Origin of the sequence: Escherichia albertii NBRC 107761 = DSM 17582 (assembly GCF_000759775.1) — a bacterium.
GTDB classification, from domain to species: Bacteria; Pseudomonadota; Gammaproteobacteria; order Enterobacterales; family Enterobacteriaceae; genus Escherichia; species Escherichia albertii.
Genome location: NZ_BBMY01000105.1, coordinates 1 through 18,323 on the forward strand (window position 1 = coordinate 1; position 18,323 = coordinate 18,323).

Annotated in this window: 19 protein-coding genes and 1 pseudogene; 9 read left to right on the forward strand and 11 right to left on the reverse strand. The window is 50.6% G+C overall.

What is annotated here, in order from left to right; genetic code table 11:
• Positions 1 to 225 precede the first annotated feature (225 nt).
• Positions 226 to 1,758, forward strand: a complete 1,533-nt coding sequence (gene pntA / locus EA14781_RS16675) for a Re/Si-specific NAD(P)(+) transhydrogenase subunit alpha (RefSeq protein ID WP_001219376.1) — start codon at positions 226 to 228, stop codon at positions 1,756 to 1,758.
• Between the two features lie 10 nt (positions 1,759 to 1,768).
• Entirely contained in the window at positions 1,769 to 3,157 is a 1,389-nt protein-coding gene (gene pntB, locus EA14781_RS16680) for a Re/Si-specific NAD(P)(+) transhydrogenase subunit beta (protein ID WP_000014030.1), read from the forward strand.
• A 170-nt stretch (positions 3,158 to 3,327) separates the two neighbouring features.
• Here pntB and tqsA read toward each other — a convergent pair whose 3' ends face one another.
• Positions 3,328 to 4,362 carry an AI-2 transporter TqsA gene (tqsA, locus tag EA14781_RS16685; protein ID WP_001118203.1) on the reverse strand — a complete coding sequence of 345 codons (1,035 nt, stop codon included), beginning with the start codon at positions 4,360 to 4,362 and terminating at the stop codon, positions 3,328 to 3,330.
• Between the two features lie 134 nt (positions 4,363 to 4,496).
• Here tqsA and EA14781_RS26175 point away from each other — a divergent pair, with 134 nt between their 5' ends.
• The 3 genes from EA14781_RS26175 (at position 4,497) to mdtI (ending at position 5,455) form a co-directional block, all read left to right on the forward strand.
• Positions 4,497 to 4,667, forward strand: coding sequence for a protein YdgV (locus tag EA14781_RS26175; RefSeq protein WP_085949850.1), 171 nt, complete (start codon positions 4,497 to 4,499; stop codon positions 4,665 to 4,667).
• Positions 4,668 to 4,773: 106 nt separating this feature from the next.
• Positions 4,774 to 5,139, forward strand: coding sequence for a multidrug/spermidine efflux SMR transporter subunit MdtJ (mdtJ, locus tag EA14781_RS16690; RefSeq protein WP_000276158.1), 366 nt, complete (start codon positions 4,774 to 4,776; stop codon positions 5,137 to 5,139).
• Positions 5,126 to 5,455, forward strand: coding sequence for a multidrug/spermidine efflux SMR transporter subunit MdtI (gene mdtI, locus EA14781_RS16695; protein ID WP_000046655.1), 330 nt, complete (start codon positions 5,126 to 5,128; stop codon positions 5,453 to 5,455). The genes mdtJ and mdtI overlap by 14 nt, the downstream gene beginning before the upstream one ends.
• A 38-nt stretch (positions 5,456 to 5,493) precedes the next feature.
• On the opposite strand, the gene EA14781_RS16700 is transcribed toward mdtI, so the two are convergent.
• The 3 genes from EA14781_RS16700 to asr all read right to left on the reverse strand — a co-directional run bounded on the left by EA14781_RS16700 (position 5,494) and on the right by asr (position 6,866).
• Positions 5,494 to 6,315, reverse strand: coding sequence for a trypsin-like serine peptidase (locus EA14781_RS16700; protein ID WP_001260873.1), 822 nt, complete (start codon positions 6,313 to 6,315; stop codon positions 5,494 to 5,496).
• A gap of 99 nt (positions 6,316 to 6,414) precedes the next feature.
• The gene (ydgU, locus tag EA14781_RS16705; RefSeq protein ID WP_000233090.1) at positions 6,415 to 6,498 is read right to left on the reverse strand and encodes a small membrane protein YdgU; all 84 of its coding nucleotides are present in this window, start codon (positions 6,496 to 6,498) and stop codon (positions 6,415 to 6,417) included.
• Between the two features lie 92 nt (positions 6,499 to 6,590).
• Entirely contained in the window at positions 6,591 to 6,866 is a 276-nt protein-coding gene (gene asr / locus EA14781_RS16710) for an acid resistance repetitive basic protein Asr (protein ID WP_072178973.1), read from the reverse strand.
• Between the two features lie 270 nt (positions 6,867 to 7,136).
• On the opposite strand from asr, the gene EA14781_RS26090 reads away from it, so the two are divergent.
• Positions 7,137 to 7,241: a KPN_01571 family protein gene (locus EA14781_RS26090; RefSeq protein WP_208980231.1), complete on the forward strand. Its 105-nt coding sequence runs from the start codon at positions 7,137 to 7,139 to the stop codon at positions 7,239 to 7,241.
• A 49-nt stretch (positions 7,242 to 7,290) separates the two neighbouring features.
• Here EA14781_RS26090 and ynfM read toward each other — a convergent pair whose 3' ends face one another.
• Complete coding sequence (ynfM, locus tag EA14781_RS16715) at positions 7,291 to 8,544, reverse strand: multidrug efflux MFS transporter YnfM/SxtP(Kp) (RefSeq protein WP_000091864.1); 1,254 nt, start codon at positions 8,542 to 8,544, stop codon at positions 7,291 to 7,293.
• A 106-nt stretch (positions 8,545 to 8,650) separates the two neighbouring features.
• Here ynfM and ynfL point away from each other — a divergent pair, with 106 nt between their 5' ends.
• The 3 genes from ynfL (at position 8,651) to bioD (ending at position 11,720) form a co-directional block, all read left to right on the forward strand.
• The gene (ynfL, locus tag EA14781_RS16720) at positions 8,651 to 9,544 is read left to right on the forward strand and encodes a multidrug efflux transcriptional activator YnfL/SxtR(Kp) (RefSeq protein ID WP_001019578.1); all 894 of its coding nucleotides are present in this window, start codon (positions 8,651 to 8,653) and stop codon (positions 9,542 to 9,544) included.
• Positions 9,545 to 9,678: 134 nt separating this feature from the next.
• On the forward strand, positions 9,679 to 10,899 hold the full coding sequence (gene mlc / locus EA14781_RS16725) for a sugar metabolism global transcriptional regulator Mlc (RefSeq protein ID WP_000225259.1): 1,221 nt from the start codon (positions 9,679 to 9,681) through the stop codon (positions 10,897 to 10,899).
• A gap of 125 nt (positions 10,900 to 11,024) precedes the next feature.
• Positions 11,025 to 11,720 carry a dethiobiotin synthase gene (gene bioD, locus EA14781_RS16730; protein ID WP_000919219.1) on the forward strand — a complete coding sequence of 232 codons (696 nt, stop codon included), beginning with the start codon at positions 11,025 to 11,027 and terminating at the stop codon, positions 11,718 to 11,720.
• Here bioD and clcB read toward each other — a convergent pair.
• The 6 genes and pseudogenes from clcB to EA14781_RS16760 form a co-directional block, all read right to left on the reverse strand.
• Positions 11,673 to 12,965, reverse strand: coding sequence for a voltage-gated ClC-type chloride channel ClcB (clcB, locus tag EA14781_RS16735; RefSeq protein ID WP_071586023.1), 1,293 nt, complete (start codon positions 12,963 to 12,965; stop codon positions 11,673 to 11,675). The two genes, bioD and clcB, sit on opposite strands and share 48 nt — an antisense overlap.
• 156 nt (positions 12,966 to 13,121) lie before the next feature.
• Entirely contained in the window at positions 13,122 to 13,736 is a 615-nt protein-coding gene (gene dmsD, locus EA14781_RS16740) for a Tat proofreading chaperone DmsD (protein WP_000148727.1), read from the reverse strand.
• A gap of 42 nt (positions 13,737 to 13,778) precedes the next feature.
• On the reverse strand, positions 13,779 to 14,636 hold the full coding sequence (locus EA14781_RS16745) for a dimethyl sulfoxide reductase anchor subunit family protein (RefSeq protein ID WP_000526528.1): 858 nt from the start codon (positions 14,634 to 14,636) through the stop codon (positions 13,779 to 13,781).
• A gap of 1 nt (position 14,637) precedes the next feature.
• A complete protein-coding gene (gene ynfG, locus EA14781_RS16750) occupies positions 14,638 to 15,255 on the reverse strand; it encodes a DMSO reductase like molybdoenzyme iron-sulfur subunit YnfG (RefSeq protein WP_000213045.1) in 618 nt (205 codons plus the stop codon).
• Between the two features lie 10 nt (positions 15,256 to 15,265).
• Positions 15,266 to 17,689: pseudogene (gene ynfF / locus EA14781_RS16755) on the reverse strand (selenate/tellurate reductase subunit YnfF).
• A gap of 62 nt (positions 17,690 to 17,751) precedes the next feature.
• On the reverse strand, positions 17,752 to 18,323 hold a 572-nt coding region (locus EA14781_RS16760), incomplete at its 5' end, for a molybdopterin dinucleotide binding domain-containing protein (RefSeq protein ID WP_042335934.1).

Consider the following 18,323-nt stretch of genomic DNA (forward strand, 5'->3'; position numbering starts at 1 on the left):
CCTAAGGTGTTTATCTCAATATCTATGCTGAATCGTTAATATTTTGCGAGTTCACGCCGAAATAGTGATTTTGGGCGCTAGATCACCAGCGTTATTTTCAGTAGGTTATAGGGCGTTTGTTACTAATTTATTTTAACGGAGTAACATTGAGCTCGTACCTGAGCGGTCTGGGCATCTTTTGTCACAGGCAAACCATCATCAATAAAACCGATGGAAGGGAATATCATGCGAATTGGCATACCAAGAGAACGGTTAACCAATGAAACCCGTGTCGCAGCAACACCAAAAACAGTGGAACAGTTGCTAAAACTGGGGTTTACCGTCGCGGTCGAACGTGGCGCGGGTCAACTGGCAAGTTTTGACGATAAAGCGTTTGTGCAAGCTGGCGCTGAAATTGTAGAAGGGAATAATGTCTGGCAGTCCGAGATCATTCTGAAGGTCAATGCGCCGTTAGATGATGAAATTGCGTTACTGAATCCAGGCACCACGTTGGTGAGTTTTATCTGGCCTGCGCAGAACCCGGAGTTAATGCAAAAACTTACGGAGCGTAACGTCACTGTAATGGCGATGGATTCCGTTCCTCGTATTTCACGCGCTCAGTCGTTGGACGCGTTAAGTTCGATGGCGAATATTGCAGGTTATCGCGCCATTGTTGAAGCGGCCCATGAATTTGGACGCTTCTTTACCGGGCAAATCACCGCCGCCGGTAAAGTACCACCAGCAAAAGTGATGGTGATTGGCGCAGGTGTTGCCGGACTGGCGGCGATTGGCGCTGCAAACAGCCTCGGCGCGATTGTGCGTGCGTTTGATACTCGCCCGGAAGTGAAAGAACAAGTTCAGAGTATGGGCGCGGAATTCCTCGAGTTAGATTTCAAAGAGGAAGCAGGTAGCGGCGACGGCTATGCCAAAGTGATGTCGGACGCGTTCATCAAAGCAGAAATGGCGCTCTTTGCCGCGCAGGCCAAAGAGGTTGATATCATCGTTACTACTGCGCTTATCCCTGGTAAACCGGCGCCGACGCTGATTACCCGTGAAATGGTTGACACCATGAAGTCGGGGAGTGTGATTGTCGATCTGGCTGCACAAAACGGTGGTAACTGTGAATACACCGTGCCGGGTGAAATATTCACCACTGAAAATGGCGTCAAAGTGATTGGTTATACCGATCTACCGGGCCGCCTGCCGACGCAATCTTCCCAGCTTTACGGCACCAACCTTGTAAATCTGCTGAAACTGTTGTGCAAAGAGAAAGATGGCAACATCAACGTCGATTTTGATGATGTCGTTATTCGCGGCGTTACTGTGATCCGCGATGGCGAAATTACCTGGCCGGCGCCGCCGATTCAGGTTTCGGCCCAGCCGCAGGCGGCGCAGAAAGCAGCGCCTGAAGCCAAAGCCGAAGAGAAATGCACCTGTTCGCCGTGGCGTAAATACGCACTGATGGCGCTGGCTATTATTCTTTTCGGCTGGCTGGCAAGTGTTGCGCCGAAAGAGTTTCTCGGTCACTTCACCGTTTTCGCGCTGGCGTGCGTTGTCGGTTATTACGTGGTGTGGAATGTCTCCCACGCGCTGCATACACCGTTGATGTCGGTCACTAATGCAATTTCGGGGATTATTGTTGTTGGAGCACTGTTGCAGATTGGCCAGGGCGGCTGGGTGAGCTTCCTTAGTTTTATCGCGGTGCTTATAGCCAGCATTAATATTTTCGGTGGCTTCACCGTGACTCAGCGCATGCTGAAAATGTTTCGCAAAAACTAAGGGGTAACATATGTCTGGAGGATTAGTTACAGCTGCATACATTGTTGCCGCGATCCTGTTTATCTTCAGTCTGGCCGGGCTTTCGAAGCATGAAACCTCTCGCCAGGGGAACAATTTCGGTATCGCCGGGATGGCGATTGCGTTGATCGCCACTATCTTTGGGCCAGATACTGGCAACGTTGGCTGGATCTTACTGGCGATGGTCATCGGCGGCGCAATCGGCATCCGGCTGGCGAAGAAAGTTGAAATGACCGAAATGCCGGAGCTGGTGGCGATCCTGCATAGCTTTGTTGGCCTGGCGGCGGTGCTGGTTGGATTTAACAGCTACCTGCACCATGACGCGGACATGGAACCGATTCTGGCCAATATTCATCTGACGGAAGTGTTCCTGGGCATCTTCATCGGTGCGGTGACTTTCACGGGTTCGGTGGTGGCGTTCGGTAAGCTGTGCGGCAAAATTTCGTCTAAACCGCTAATGTTGCCAAACCGCCATAAAATGAATCTGGCGGCACTGGTGGTTTCCTTCCTGTTGCTGATTGTGTTTGTCCGTACTGAAAGCGTCGGCCTGCAAGTGCTGGCGTTGCTGATAATGACCGCTATTGCGCTGGTTTTCGGCTGGCATTTGGTGGCTTCCATCGGTGGCGCGGATATGCCAGTTGTGGTGTCAATGTTGAATTCCTACTCCGGCTGGGCAGCAGCAGCGGCGGGCTTTATGCTCAGTAACGACTTGCTGATTGTCACTGGTGCGTTGGTCGGTTCTTCGGGGGCTATCCTTTCTTACATCATGTGTAAGGCGATGAATCGTTCCTTTATCAGCGTTATTGCGGGTGGTTTCGGTACTGATGGTTCCTCAACCGGGGGCGATCAGGAAGTGGGCGAGCACCACGAAATCACAGCCGAAGAAACGGCTGAACTGCTGAAGAATTCCCATTCAGTGATTATCACCCCAGGCTATGGAATGGCGGTGGCGCAGGCGCAATATCCGGTAGCGGAAATTACCGAGAAACTGCGTGCGCGCGGTATCAATGTGCGTTTCGGTATCCATCCAGTTGCTGGTCGTTTACCGGGTCATATGAACGTGTTGCTGGCAGAAGCGAAAGTGCCGTATGACATCGTGCTGGAAATGGACGAGATCAACGATGACTTTGCTGATACCGATACCGTGCTGGTGATTGGCGCCAACGATACGGTTAACCCGGCAGCGCAGGATGATCCGAAGAGCCCGATTGCGGGTATGCCTGTTCTGGAAGTATGGAAAGCGCAGAACGTGATTGTTTTCAAACGCTCGATGAACACGGGCTATGCTGGCGTGCAAAACCCATTGTTCTTCAAAGAGAACACACACATGCTGTTTGGCGACGCTAAAGCCAGCGTGGATGCGATTCTGAAAGCGCTGTAACCTCGACGGCCTCTGCGGAGGCCGCTTGCCTGCGTAGAAAGGTCTGATGCGCTACGCTTATCAGGCCTACATGTAAGCTACAATGCATTGAATATGTACTAACTTGTAGGCCAGATAAGGCGTTAACGCCGCATCTGGCATAAACAAAAGTCACGTTCTCCAGATGGTTACTACTCTTTATTGAGATCGCTTAGCAGGACGGCGATGCTTTGGCCTCCTGCCGTTTGTTCAAGGGCAATTTTGACAATAATCGTCAACGGTACGGAAAGTAGCATTCCCACCGGTCCTAATAGCCAGCCCAAAAAAATTAATGACAAAAAGACTACCAGAGTGGAAAGCCCCAGGCCGCGGCCCATAATACGAGGTTCCAGAATATTGCCGAAGACCAGATTAATCAGCAGATATCCCGCCAGCACCAGTAATGCTTCGTAAAAACCATTAAATACCAGCACCTGGGCGATAGGGGGAATAGCCGCCAGGACCGAACCAATATTGGGGATATAATTAAGCGCGAAGGCCAGTAATCCCCAGACAAATGCAAAGCGGACGTCCAGCGAGGCGAGCATAGCCCAGGCGACCAGACCGGTGATGATGCTAATGGCTGTTTTCAGTACCAGGTAATGCGATACGCTGTCAATCGCACGCTGAATCGCCGCCATACCTTCGATCGGTCGCGCCATCATTTGCTGAAGTTTGCCGGGTAATTGTGGCACTTCGAGCAGCATAAACAGTACCGTCAGCAGCAATAAAAATATTGATGACATGGCGTTTGATAACTGCGTTAGTAAATTGGTGAGCAACGTCATTGCTGCGTTTGGGTCGATATAGCGCGCCAGTTGGTCAACTGAGATGGCAATCCCCACGCGTTGCAACAACTGTTCGAGAGCTTGCAGCGGTGTCATAATAGAGTTGCGATACTGCGGCAACGTTCGCGTCAGTTCATTAAGTGTAGAGCCCAAATAAGCCAACAATAACACCATCGCCATCACGATTATGGCCATTAAAATTGACACCGCCAGCACGCGTGGCACACGCCAGCGGACCATGCGTTGCACCAGCGGATTAAGAATAACGGCGATAAATAAAGCGAGAATAAAGGGCACGATGATATCGGCGGCAAAACGGATACCGCACAGAATAATCACCAGCATTCCCAACATAATGACGATTTTTAGACCATTGAGCGTGATGATCGGTTTTGCCATGCTTATCCCCGTTTTTTCTTCCGACCCTAATAATAATGCCTTTTCCATTGCTGCATCATAACGAAAATCAAACGGTTCGGGTAAAGAAGTGAAAATATTTTGAGTTAATTCTTAAGCTATGATACAAATCAGGCGTGTTCAACTACCGAGGGCAATTACCATCCGCGATGATGAGAAGCAACAGTGCGGATAATTGTAATTTTATGGACAATTTGTTCAGGACGTTATTTTCTACATTAACCCATCTTCGTACCTCATCCACCATCTTGCTCGCAGGCGAGCAGCACTGGCGCAACGCGCTTTAGTCCATTCTTCTGCCTGAGCTTGCGCTATGCGTCGGGCTTGACCATTTTTCTTTGTTTCGCTGAACTTTGCGAATATTAAAAATAATTCTCTTGCAGGAGAAAGGATATGTATATTTATTGGCTTTTATTAGGTTTGGCTATTGCCACGGAAATTACCGGTACGCTGTCCATGAAATGGGCGAGTGTCAGTGAGGGTAACGGTGGGTTTATTTTAATGCTGGTGATGATTTCACTGTCGTATATATTCCTCTCTTTCGCTGTTAAAAAAATTGCGTTAGGCGTGGCTTATGCGTTGTGGGAAGGCATCGGTATTTTATTTATTACCATTTTTAGCGTTCTGTTATTTGACGAAAGTTTATCGCTGATGAAAATTGCGGGTTTGACGACCCTGGTTGCCGGAATTGTGTTGATCAAATCCGGTACTCGTAAAGTACGTAAACCTGCACAGGAGATGAATCATGGCTCAGTTTGAATGGATTCACGCCGCCTGGCTGGCATTAGCGATCGTGCTGGAAATCGTTGCTAATGTTTTTTTGAAATTTTCTGATGGTTTTCGCCGTAAGATCTATGGCTTGCTTTCGCTGGCAGCGGTGCTTGCCGCATTTAGTGCACTCTCCCAGGCTGTAAAGGGTATTGATCTGTCAGTCGCATATGCGCTGTGGGGCGGTTTTGGTATTGTCGCCACTTTAGCCGCGGGGTGGGTTCTGTTTGGTCAACGTTTAAACCGAAAAGGCTGGATTGGCCTGGTCTTGTTGTTGGCAGGGATGATAATGGTGAAATTCGCCTAATGTTGGCGCTGCCCATAGTATCGGGCAGCGTTTATGCGTCATTGTTGAGCCAGTTCTTTTAGTTTATCGCGAAAGCCGGTGACAGAAATGGCCCTGTTGTCGGCCCGCCAGCGATCTTTAGCCGCAGGTGCTGAGCTTTGCACGCCAATCAATTGCCAGCCGTCATTAGTATGCAACATGAGCGGTGAACCGCTGTCGCCCGGCAGAGTATCACACTGATGTGACATTACTGATGTTTGCGCCCAGCCGGTCACTTCGCAATTTTGATGACTGTACAGGGTATCGAGATGGTCTTCGGGATATCCTGCCTGAGTCACTTTACGGCCTGCTGATTTTAACGCGGCGGTCAGTGCTGCTTTGTTCCCCTGGAAAAGCGGCAATGGTGTAATGCCGGAAGGCGGGTTTCGTAGCACAATTAAGCCGAAATCCCACGGCGCAGCGGCAGGTGGGACAATCCAACCATCGCCATCAGCCTTTAACCGTTTGCCCAGCGTTGGATCAACGCGACCTTCAATGTCGTGGATCTCATAGCGCCAGAGGCCTTTATTTGACACAAAACGCAGTGCAATGGCTTTATCGGGCTTGCCTTTCGGCGGCGTTAATAAACAGTGTCCCGCAGTTAATGCCAGATTTGGCGCGATCAATGTTGCCGTACATAAATTACCGCTGGCTGTCTCCAGTTGACCTACTGCATCCCATGGCGGTTGGGTCGTGTTATATACCGGAACGCGATCGTCATGCCCAAAAAACAGGGTACTGACTTTATCGTTTGCCGATTTAGATTCATCTGGTTTATCTGCAAAAACAAATGCAGACGTCAGACACATTGCACCCAGCACTACAGTAATAGTTGTACGCATATCACACTCTGATGGGTAATTATGATTATTAAAAGCGAACCCTCGTAAATACTATAGCCGGGATGGAATGAAAGTGGGAGTAAAATCAGATAACTACAATCAGGAAAGGTAAAAACGAGCGGCAATAAGCGCACATAAAATAAGGATGATAAGAATGAACTCAAAGCGATAACGGCCCACCATCGTACCCTCCGCTAAAAGCGGTGCTAAACCTTATCCGCTTAGCACCGTAAATACCAGGCGCGAGGGGGCGCGCCATTATTGCTGGCGAAAACTTAAGCTGCTGGTTGTGCAGCCGGTTTCGCAGGTTGCTGCTGGCTGTGTTTCTTGGTGTGTTTTTTCGTGTTTTTTTGAGCTGCCTGCGCTTTTTGTTCAGGGGCTTTCTGTTCAGTTTTCGCTTTTTTATGCTGTTTTTTGTGGTGCGTGGTTTTTGCCGGCGCTGCTTTGGTGGCTGTAGCAGCGGGAGCCGGTGTGGTCGCGGTCTCTGCGGCAAAGGCGGCAGAAGAGAGACCCATAGCAGCGGCAACAACCAGAGCTAATACTTTTTTCATTGTCATACCCTCAATTTGGTTTTTCATGCAACCCCACTGCGGGGCCGTTGTAATGACTATATCCTGGGGAATGACAGACTTCCGTGAGTGGTTGGTTTCAGCGTGTAACGATATGTACAAATACAGTGGAAATTACATTGGGGATAATAACGTATTGTGACTTAAGGAAAATTTTTCTATTAATATCGCCAGTATTGATCGAATTAACTTTTTTACAACCCATAAAAAGGTAGAATCGCTGTGCATCAATAATAAGTGACAGACAGCAAAATGAATCCGCTAATTTGGGTGTTTATTATCCTGATGACGTTAGATGCGCTACGGGAAATGGCCGGCGCTTCGTCTGTTTTGGGATGGTTATTAACGTTGGGTTGAGCAGACAATAAGCCCGGGCGAAGGTTTAACGCAGCCCGGACTTATTTTTTCAGGCATGCAGGCGATGATGTAAACGTGTTCCAACCAGAATTGCCACCACCAGCATCAAAGCAATGAATGCGCCAACGCCGTTCCAGCCATAGTTATGCCAGAAAACGCCCCCCAGTGTCCCGGCAATGCTTGAACCCAGGTAGTAACTGAACAAATACAGTGAGGAGGCCTGGCCTTTTGCCCGTTTAGCACGGGGGCCAATCCAACTACTGGCGACTGAGTGGGCAGCAAAGAATCCGGCGGAGAAGAGCAACATTCCGGCAAAGATCAGCCATAGCGAGCTGGATAATGTCATCAGCAAACCAAACAACATGACGCCCGTTGAAAATAACATCACCGGGCCGCGTCCAAAGCGGTTTGTCATGACTCCCGCTTTTGGCGAACTCCAGGTTCCCGTTAAATAGGCTAACGATAACAACCCGACGACGGCCTGGCTGACATGCCAGGGCGAAAGCATCAATCGGTAGCCGATGTAATTAAACAGGGTGACAAAAGAGCCCATTAGCAAAAAACCTTCCGCAAACAATAGCGGCAATCCCCGATCGCGCCAGTGCAGACGGAAATTGATAAACAGCGTTTTGGGACGCAGTGAGGAAGGGCGAAAATGACGTGATTCTGGAAGGATCTTCCAGAACATTAACGCCGAGGCCAGCGCGAAACAGCCGATCGCCGCCAGCGCGATTCGCCAGTTGAAGAAGTCGGTGAAGACGCCGCTGATTAAACGCCCACTCATACCGCCAATCGAGTTGCCGCTGATATACAACCCCATCGAAAAGGCCACAAAACTGGGGTGGATTTCTTCACTTAGATAGGTCATCCCAACGGCAGCCACGCCGCTCAACGACAGACCAATCAAGGCGCGCATAATCAGAATGCCGTGCCAGCTGGTCATCATTGTTGAGAGAAGGGTACAGATTGAGGCGAGGAGTAACGCGGTGACCATCACCGGTTTGCGACCAATGGCATCAGAAAGCGGGCCAGTAAACAGTAAACCGATGGCAAGCATCGCCGTTGAAATTGACAGCGAAATACTACTGTTAGCAGGCGTTAAACCAAACTCCTGCGAAAGCACCGGGAGAATAGGTTGTACACAATAGAGAAGCGCAAAGGTTGCCAGTCCGGCAGAGAACAGCGCCAGTGTCACACGCATGAATTGCGGCGTACCGCGTTTAATGAATTGGTTTGGCTGGGAAACGTTTTGCTTGTCAGTGTCGCTTGCCGGAGCGCCCTCGACAGTTGTAGTACGGCTCACTTGAAATCCTTGCTAAATATACCCGTGGTTTGGGATCGCAAGTAGAGTAGGAAAATCGAATTGTTCTGTCTAATATATTAATAATCTCAAATAAGATGTTTTAAGTATGAATATCGAGTTGCGTCATTTACGTTACTTTGTCGCTGTCGCAGAAGAATTGCATTTTGGTCGCGCTGCTGCCCGGTTGAATATCTCGCAACCGCCGCTCAGTCAGCAGATCCAGACTCTGGAACAACAGGTTGGCGCACGGCTGCTGGCAAGGACTAATCGTAGCGTGCAGCTTACCGCGGCAGGAAAACAGTTCCTTGCTGACAGCCGACAAATCCTGTCTATGGTGGGTGAGGCTGCCGCCCGCGCGGAACGCCTGCATCAGGGCGAGGCTGGAGAGCTACGTATTGGCTTTACGTCGTCAGCACCCTTTATTCGTGCAGTGTCAGATACATTATCGCTATTTCGTCGTGATTATCCCGATGTCCATTTACAAACGCGTGAAATGAACACCCGCGAACAAATTGCGCCGCTTGTCGAAGGGACGCTGGATATGGGATTACTGCGTAATACGCCGTTACCGGAGACGCTCGACCATGCTGTTATCGTTCATGAACCGCTAATGGCGATGATTCCGCACGATCATCTACTGGCAAATAAATCCATCGTCACGCTGGCGGAACTGGCGAAAGAACCGTTCGTTTTTTTCGATTCTCATGTCGGAACAGGGTTGTACGACGATATTCTTGGCCTGATGTGTCGTTATAATCTGACTCCCATCATCACTCAGGAAGTGGGAGAGGCGATGACCATCATTGGCCTTGTTTCTGCCGGTCTTGGCGTATCGATTTTGCCAGCTTCTTTTAAACGAGTTCAACTCAATGAAATGCGCTGGGTACCTATTGCTGAAGAAGATGCGGTTTCTGAAATGTGGCTGGTCTGGCCTAAGCATCATGAGCAAAGCCCGGCGGCAAGTCACTTTCGTATTCAGTTGCTGAATGTTCTCGGATGAAGGAAAATTCAGCGAAAGAAGTTGAAAAATGTGCTGTTAATCACATGGCTAAGTAAAAATTTGACGGCACGCGTCGAAGTGCTTCACCATAGCCTACAGATTATTTCGGAGCGCGAAAATATAGGGAGTATGCGGTGGTTGCTGAAAACCAGCCTGGACACATTGATCAAATAAAGCAGACCAACGCGGGCGCGGTTTATCGTCTGATTGATCAGCTCGGTCCAGTCTCGCGTATCGATCTTTCTCGTCTGGCGCAACTGGCGCCAGCCAGTATTACCAAAATTGTCCGTGAAATGCTTGAAGCGCATCTGGTGCAAGAGCTGGAAATAAAAGAGGCGGGAAACCGTGGGCGCCCGGCAGTGGGTCTGGTAGTGGAAACCGAAGCCTGGCACTATCTTTCTCTGCGTATTAGTCGCGGAGAGATTTTTCTTGCTTTGCGCGACCTTAGCAGCAAACTGGTGGTGGAAGAGTCTCTGGAGCTTGCATTGCAGGATAAAACACCACTGCTTGAGCGCATCATCAACCATATCGATCAGTTTTTTATCCGTCATCAGAAAAAGCTGGAACGTTTGACGTCGATTGCTATTACCTTGCCGGGAATTATTGATACCGAAAATGGCATCGTGCATCGTATGCCGTTTTATGAGGACGTCAAAGAGATGCCGCTTGGCGAGGCGCTTGAGCAGCATACGGGGGTACCTGTTTATATTCAGCATGATATCAGCGCATGGACAATGGCTGAGGCTCTCTTTGGCGCATCTCGTGGGGCGCGTGATGTGATTCAGGTGGTTATCGATCACAATGTGGGGGCTGGTGTGATTACAGACGGTCATCTGCTACACGCGGGAAGCAGTAGCCTCGTTGAAATTGGCCATACTCAGGTCGATCCTTACGGGAAACGCTGTTATTGCGGTAATCATGGTTGTCTGGAAACCATCGCCAGCGTTGACAGCATTCTCGAGCTGGCACGATTGCGCCTTAATCAATCTATGAGCTCAATGTTACATGGGCAGCCGTTAACGGTGGATTCACTGTGCCAGGCGGCACTGCGGGGAGATCTGCTGGCAAAAGACATCATTACTGGCGTGGGCACACATGTCGGGCGCATTCTCGCCATCATGGTGAATTTATTTAACCCTCAAAAAATACTGATCGGTTCACCGCTAAGTAAAGCGGCGGATATCCTCTTCCCGGTTATCTCTGACAGTATCCGCCAGCAAGCGCTTCCAGCGTATAGCCAGCATATTAGCGTTGAGAGCACCCAATTTTCTAATCAGGGGACAATGGCGGGGGCCGCGTTGGTAAAAGACGCGATGTATAACGGTTCTTTGTTGATTCGTCTATTACAGGGTTAACATTTTTTAACTGTTGTACCAAAATTTGCGCTATCTCAATTTGGGGGCTGAACGCATAACTTAGACTTTCATCGTTGAATTATTTTCCTGGCTTATATTTGTGAAGCATAACGGTGGAGTTAGTGATGCTGAAGCGTTTCTTTATTACAGGTACAGACACTTCTGTGGGGAAAACGGTGGTTTCCCGCGCATTGCTACAAGCGTTAGCCTCTCAGGGAAAAACAGTTGCGGGGTACAAGCCCGTAGCGAAGGGGAGCAAAGAAACGCCTGACGGGCTGCGTAATAAAGATGCCCTGGTGTTGCAGAGTGTTTCGTCTGTTGAGCTGCCTTATGAAGCAGTCAATCCTATTGCGTTAAGCGAAGAAGAAAGCAGCGTGGCGCACAGTTGCCCAATTAATTACACGCTCATTTCAAATGGTCTGGCTAATCTGGCCGACAAAGTTGAACATGTAGTCGTTGAGGGGACCGGCGGATGGCGTAGCCTGATGAATGATCTTCGTCCTCTTTCTGAATGGGTAGTGCAGGAACAGCTCCCGGTGTTAATGGTTGTGGGCATTCAGGAAGGCTGTATTAACCATGCGCTTTTGACCGCGCAGGCCATTGCTAACGACGGCCTGCCGCTGATTGGCTGGGTGGCGAATCGTATCAATCCGGGATTAGCACATTATGCTGAAATCATTGATGTGTTGAGTAAAAAACTCCCGGCACCGCTCATTGGCGAGCTGCCTTATCTGCCACGAGCCGAACAGCGCGAGTTGGGACAATACATCCGCTTATCCATGCTGTGCAGTGTGCTGGCGGTAGATAGAGTCACGATGTAAAGTCCGCGACATTACCGAGGCAATCACGCAGGCAATCAATAAACCGGGGAGTAGCTGATACTCCCCGGTCATTTCGCATATCATCAATGTCGACATAATCGGAGCATGCGTGGTTGCTGCTAACAGTGTCGCCATCCCGGTAAGTCCCAGCAGAAGCGTAATTTCTTCGTCGCCAGAAAACCATAACCCCAGACTACGTCCATATAACATACCAATCGCCAGGCCGATAAATAGCGTTGGTGTAAACACGCCGCCAGGTGCGCCGGAGCCACTACTGGCAAGCACTGCGAATAGTTTACAAAGGAATATTCCGGCAATGATCGTAAACAGCGGCGGGGCGGTTAAAAAGGATTGCACCACACTATAGCCATTACCCCATACGGCAGGTGTAAGCAAAGAGAGTAAGCCTACTATCAAGCCACCTGAAGCCAGTTGCCAGGGCGGCGAGAGTTTCAGATTAATAAAAAACCGATGGCTGGCGTTCATAAGCTTTAACAACAGTGGGCCGCACAAACCCGCCAGAATGCCGGTACTGATAATCAGCGCATAGTCACGAGTCTGAACCGTCACTGAGAGTTGCACGCTGTAGAGCAAAGCATCGCTATGATTAATAAGATTGCTGACCAGCAACGCCACGACGGCAGAGATCACCACCGGACCGAGGGAGGCCAACATCATAGTGCCAAACAGCACTTCGGCAATAAATAAAGAACCTGCAAGTGGCGCACGATAGGCCGCAGCCATCCCCGCTGCAGCACCGCAGGCAATCCATAATTTCCACTCTTCGCGCGGCGTAAAACGTTGGGCAAACCATGATGCAGCAAGCGCCGCCAACAAAATCATTGCACCTTCACGACCGATTGCGCTGCCGCTGGTCACCACCAGCAGAGAGGCGAGTGATTTTACCAGGCTGGAGGCGTAATCAAACTGCCCATCGGTCTGTAATGCCTCCATATAATCGGTAGGCGCGTGGGGACGTTGTTGAGTAAATTTCTGCCAGCCCATCAGTAATAAGCCAGCCGCTAATCCACCAAGCGCCGGAGTTAATAGCCGACGCCACGGAGAAAGATTCGCGGCAGCATTGACCAGGCTACCGGAATCATTGCTCAGAAATAGCCATTCCAGTAATAACATGGCGTGGTGAAATCCCGCAACAGCAAGAGCCGCAAGGATGCCTGTTACCGTCGCGATAATCAGACGTCGGAACATGGTACGCAGATTCGGGTAGATGTGTAGATGGTGCATGGGCAGAAACAGCGCGTTAAATACAGATAACTATTTTGCGGGAAAAGAGGTCAGGCGTAAAAGCAGTCTGTGCTTTATATAGAATTATTCGTGACGCTGTAACTTCTTGATGCCGGATGGCGCATATAGTCACCATCCGGTAATTTCAAATCAATTTCAACGAAACAATGGTTTAACCGCGACAGGAATCAACAACTGTGATTGCCATTGCGCCAGCGTTAAACGGGCCAGTTTCCCCAGGGCGCAGTAGAATGGATGCTCAGCATTCTCGATAAACACCTCAAGAAAGCGCGATGACCACGGCAGCAGGTGCCAGGCCAGCAGTTCTTCGCACTCTGTCTGCCGTCCGTTCTCAGCAAGCCAGGCAGCCTGTAACAGCAGGGAACCAAAATTGTCTTCCGGTTCATTTTGCTTCATTTCAAACTGAATTCCGTTTTCACGCATCCACTGACGAAGCGCCAGCGTGGAGTCACCAAATAATACTGATTCACGATCCAGCCAGACAGAACCCCACGGCGGTGAGGGCAGCGCCCACGGTCCGACAAATAAGCGTTGCCATGCCTGCGACAGACTCTCTTCACTTTCAGCCTGAAAATCACTTGCCAGGGGGGCCAGAACATCTGCCGCCAGCGGCCATTGCGCCTGCCATCCGTCACTGGATAATGCAGCCACCAGGCCTGAGGCTTCGGCGCTCTCCGGTGCGTAGTAAAACAACGCGCCCAGTACGCGTGCCGTCATGGAAAAATCTTCACGTTGTGAAAAATGCGTCATTCATACCATCCTGAAAGTGCGGGTTGCCCCGCACGATTTGTGTTAACCGGCTACCGCCATACCTACGGTCATGTGCAGGCCATAAAACAGCGTGCGACCAATAACTTCACCACCCAGCATTAGCACCAGACCAAGCAGCAATCCGGCTACATGTGGTGATTTCTGGCGTGCCAGAGGGCACAGCCAGCAGCCTAATCCACCTGCAAGCAACACAAGACGCCAGACCTGGAGCGAGGCGTAATCCGGCACCAGCGCACTGGCCTGTTGTACGGAGCTGTGGATTGTCGCCAGCGACATGCCCTGCAATACAATGACTGCCGCGGTTACCAGCAAAGCCAGTACGCTGACTGCTGCCAGCGCCGTGTTGTGAAAATCCACCCGCGCGGCGCGCAGAAGAAGAGTACCAAACAGTGGGCCGCAGAGAAACGCAGTCAGGAAAAAGGCCAGCGTGGTGTACCCGTTATGCCAGGTGGGCACGGTGTCAATCTGGTAAACGCGGCTCATCACCCAGATGAAAATTACCCCGAGTGCCATGCTAATCAGCAGCCAGAGTTTCCCCAGCGCTGGCGGCATTTTACCGATGAAGGCGACCAGCCACCAGATACCACCGACGGCGAAAAAGAGCGAACTAGCGGCAATTTCGTTACTCAGCCCGGATGCACCGACGCGGTTAAGCGAGTTAAACGCGCGCAGTGGCGAGCCGAGGTGCATCACAGAAGCGAGGAAAGCCACGCCCATCACCAGCCAGAGGAAGAACATCCCGCGCACAATGCGCTGGCGGGCAGCGGCATCGTCTTTCACTGTCATCCAGCCGAGGCCGCTGACGATAAGTGCGCCGACCACAGTTTGCCCCAGTACTGTAAACAGTACCAACGGCCATTCATGCCATCCATTTCCCATTTTATACCTCCTTCGGATTTGCCAGATAACCGGTGGTGTCGCCAGAAGGGCGGCTGTTGGCGTTAGGCTTAATAACAATATTGGGTTTCGTAAAATGCGCACGCGGCAGTGGCGCGACGGCGGCAAGATCGCCGTGTTTCTTGCGCAGTTCTTCAATGGGGCCGAACTCCAGCGCGCGCAGCGGGCATGATTCAACGCATATCGGTTGTTTACCTTCCGCGACGCGTGAATAGCAGCCATCGCACTTGGTCATATGGCCTTTTTCGGCGTTGTACTGTGGCGCGCCGTACGGGCAGGCCATATGACAGTAGCGGCAGCCAATGCAGACATCTTCATCGACCACCACAAAGCCATCTTCACGTTTGTGCATTGCGCCGCTGGGACAGACTTTGGTACAGGCCGGATCGTCGCAGTGGTTGCACGAAATCGAGAGATAGTAGGCAAAGACGTTCTGATGCCAGACACAGTTATCCTCCTGCCAGTCACCTCCCGCATATTCATAAATACGGCGGAAGCTGACGTCGGGGCCTAAATCTTTGTAGTCCTTACACGCCAGCTCGCAGGTTTTGCAGCCGGTGCAGCGGCTGGAATCAATAAAAAATCCATATTGTGTCGTCATGGGTTACTCCTTAAACCTTTTCAATCTGGACGAGATTGCTGTGTGATGGGTTTCCCTTTGCCAGCGGTGAAGGGCGGTGGGAGGTCAGAATGTTAATACAGCCGCCGTGATCGACCTGGTCGCCAAACATATCGGCTTTAAGCCATGCACCTTGTCCGATAGCGGTTACGCCAGGCAGAATGCGCGGTGTCACTTTTGCGGCGATCAGCATTTGTCCGTTATTGTTAAATACCCGCACGGTATCGCCATGACGGATACCACGAGCTTGAGCATCAATTGGGTTGATCCACACCTCTTGCGGGCAAGCTTGTTGTAAGACATCAATATTGCCATAGCTGGAGTGGGTACGAGCCTTATAGTGGAAGCCCGTTAACTGGAGTGGATAGATTTTCCGCAGGGGATCATCCCAGCCGTCGAAACCTGGGGTATACGCTGGCAGCGGATGAATAATTTCATCCTTTTTCAATTCCCAGGTATCCGCAATGGTCGCCAGCCGCTCAGAATAAATTTCGATTTTACCTGATGGCGTTTTCAGTGGATTTGCCTGCGGATCTTCGCGGAATGCACGGAAAGCGACATAGTGCTCTTCTGGACATTTTTTCTTAAAGATCCCGGTCGTTTTCATCTCCTCGTAATCGGGCATCTCCGGGTTACGCTCCTTCGTTTTCGCATGAAGATATTTGATCCATTCATGCTGGCTACGGCCTTCAGTGAAGGTTTGATAAACGTCTGGCCCTAAACGTTTCGCGATTTCACTCAATATCCAGTAGATGGGTTTGCGTTCAAATTTTGCAGAGGTTGCTGGTTGGGCGAGGATCACATACCCCATATTCCCGGCGGATTCGTGTGAGATGAGATCTTCCTGTTCCGTCGGCATCAGGTCGGGCAACAGAATGTCGCAGTATTTTGCTGAGGCCGTCATAAAGTGGTCAATACCGACAATCATCTCGCACTTGCTGTCATCCTGGAGTACTTCATGGGTGTGATTGATGTCGCCATGTTGATTGATTAGCGTGTTACTGGCGTAGCACCACAAAAATTTAATCGGAACATCCAGTTTTTCTTTACCGCGCACGCCATCGCGGGTTGCCGTCATTTCCGTACCATGGTCGATTGCGTCCGTCCATGTAAAAACAGAAATCTGTGTTTTGACCGGGTTTTCGAGCATCGGGAACCATTCAACCCCCAGATCCCAGCTACCTTCGCGTACACCCGAGTTACCGCCGTTTATGCCGACGTTCCCGGTAAGCACTGAAAGCATGGCGATGGCACGGGATGTTTGCTCGCCGTTGGAGTGACGTTGCGGGCCCCAGCCCTGGCAAATATAAGCCGGTTTTGCTGAACCGATCTCACGAGCCAACTGGATAATTTTTTCTGCCGGGATACTGGTGATTTTCGCCGCCCATTCAGGCGTCTTAGCAATACCGTCCGGCCCTTCGCCCAGAATATAGGCTTTATAATGAGCGTTACGCGGTGCGCTGGCGGGTAGCGTTTTTTCATCGTAACCCACACAGTATTTGTCGAGAAATGGCTGATCGACCAGGTTTTCCGTAATCAGTACCTAGGCAATCGCACAGGCCAGTGCGCCATCGGTGCCGGGGCGAATGGGCAGCCATTCATCTTCACGCCCAGCCGCTGTGTCGTTATAACGAGGATCGATGACGATCATGCGCGCATTTGAGCGTTCACGCGCTTGCTCAACATAGTAAGTGACGCCGCCGCCGCTCATACGCGTTTCCGCTGGGTTATTCCCGAACATAACTACCAGCTTCGTATTCGCGATATCATCCGGGCTGTTACCATCATTGGCGCCGAACATATAGCTCATTGCCGCGCTGATTTGGGCGGTACTGTAGCTGCCATAGCGACTAAGAAAACCGCCGCAAGAGTTCATCAGACGGTACGGGACGTTTGAGTTGGTGATATTGCCGCCATCCACGCCAGTTCCGTACAGAACATGTACAGCCTCATTTCCGTAATCTTTAAGGATCCGACGGAGGTTATCGCTGATGGTATCCAGAGCTTCATCCCAACTGATGCGTTCAAATTTACCTTCTCCACGCTTTCCGACGCGCTTCATGGGATATTTCAACCGATCTGGATGATTCATCCGCCGACGGATAGAACGGCCGCGTAAACAAGCGCGAACCTGATGATTACCGTAGACATCGTCACCTGTAGTATCAGACTCCACCCAGTACACGGTGTCATCTTTCACATGTAAACGTAACAGACAGCGGCTTCCGCAGTTAACGGTGCAGGAGCTCCAGACTGCTTTCTCTTCTACCGGGGCTTCTGCAGCACAGGCTATTCGGGAGAATGGCAGAGTGAAGGCACTGCTTGCCAGTGCAAGGCTACCAAGAGCGGAGGTTTTCATCAGACTTCGGCGGCTAATTTCAGCCGTCATGAGCGCCTCTGTGGTGTGGATTTTCATCATTACTCACTTATTGCTTATTGAACAAAAATGTAATTCCAGTACTTCCTGGTCGTAGTTATTTATATTTTCTCGATTTCCACCAGATTGGTGTGCTGAGGGTTCCCTTTCGCCAGTGGCGAAGGGCGCAGTGTGGTCAGTGTATTGACGCAACCGCCATGGTCGATTTTATCGCCAGACATATTTGCTTCATGCCATGCTCCCTGACCCATAGCACTAACGCCGGGGATAATGCGCGGCGTGACTTTCGCCGGAAGCCTAACTTCGCCGCGGTGATTAAACACCCGCACCATATCGCCGTTGGCAATACTGCGTTTTTGCGCATCAACAGGATTGATCCACACTTCCTGTCGACAGGCTGACTGCAATACGTCGATGTTGCCGTAGCTGGAGTGAGTGCGAGATTTATAATGAAAACCAAATAGTTGTAGCGGGAAGGCGCTACGTTCAGGGGAGTCCCAGCCTTCAAATGTTGAGGCGTAAATTGGCAACGGGCTGATCACTTCATCTTTTTCCAGCTCCCAGGTACGGGCGATTTCCGCCAGTTGGCTGGAGTAAATTTCAATCTTACCGGATGGCGTTTTTAATGGATTAGCCTCAGGGTCGTCACGAAATGCCTTATAAGCGACGAAGG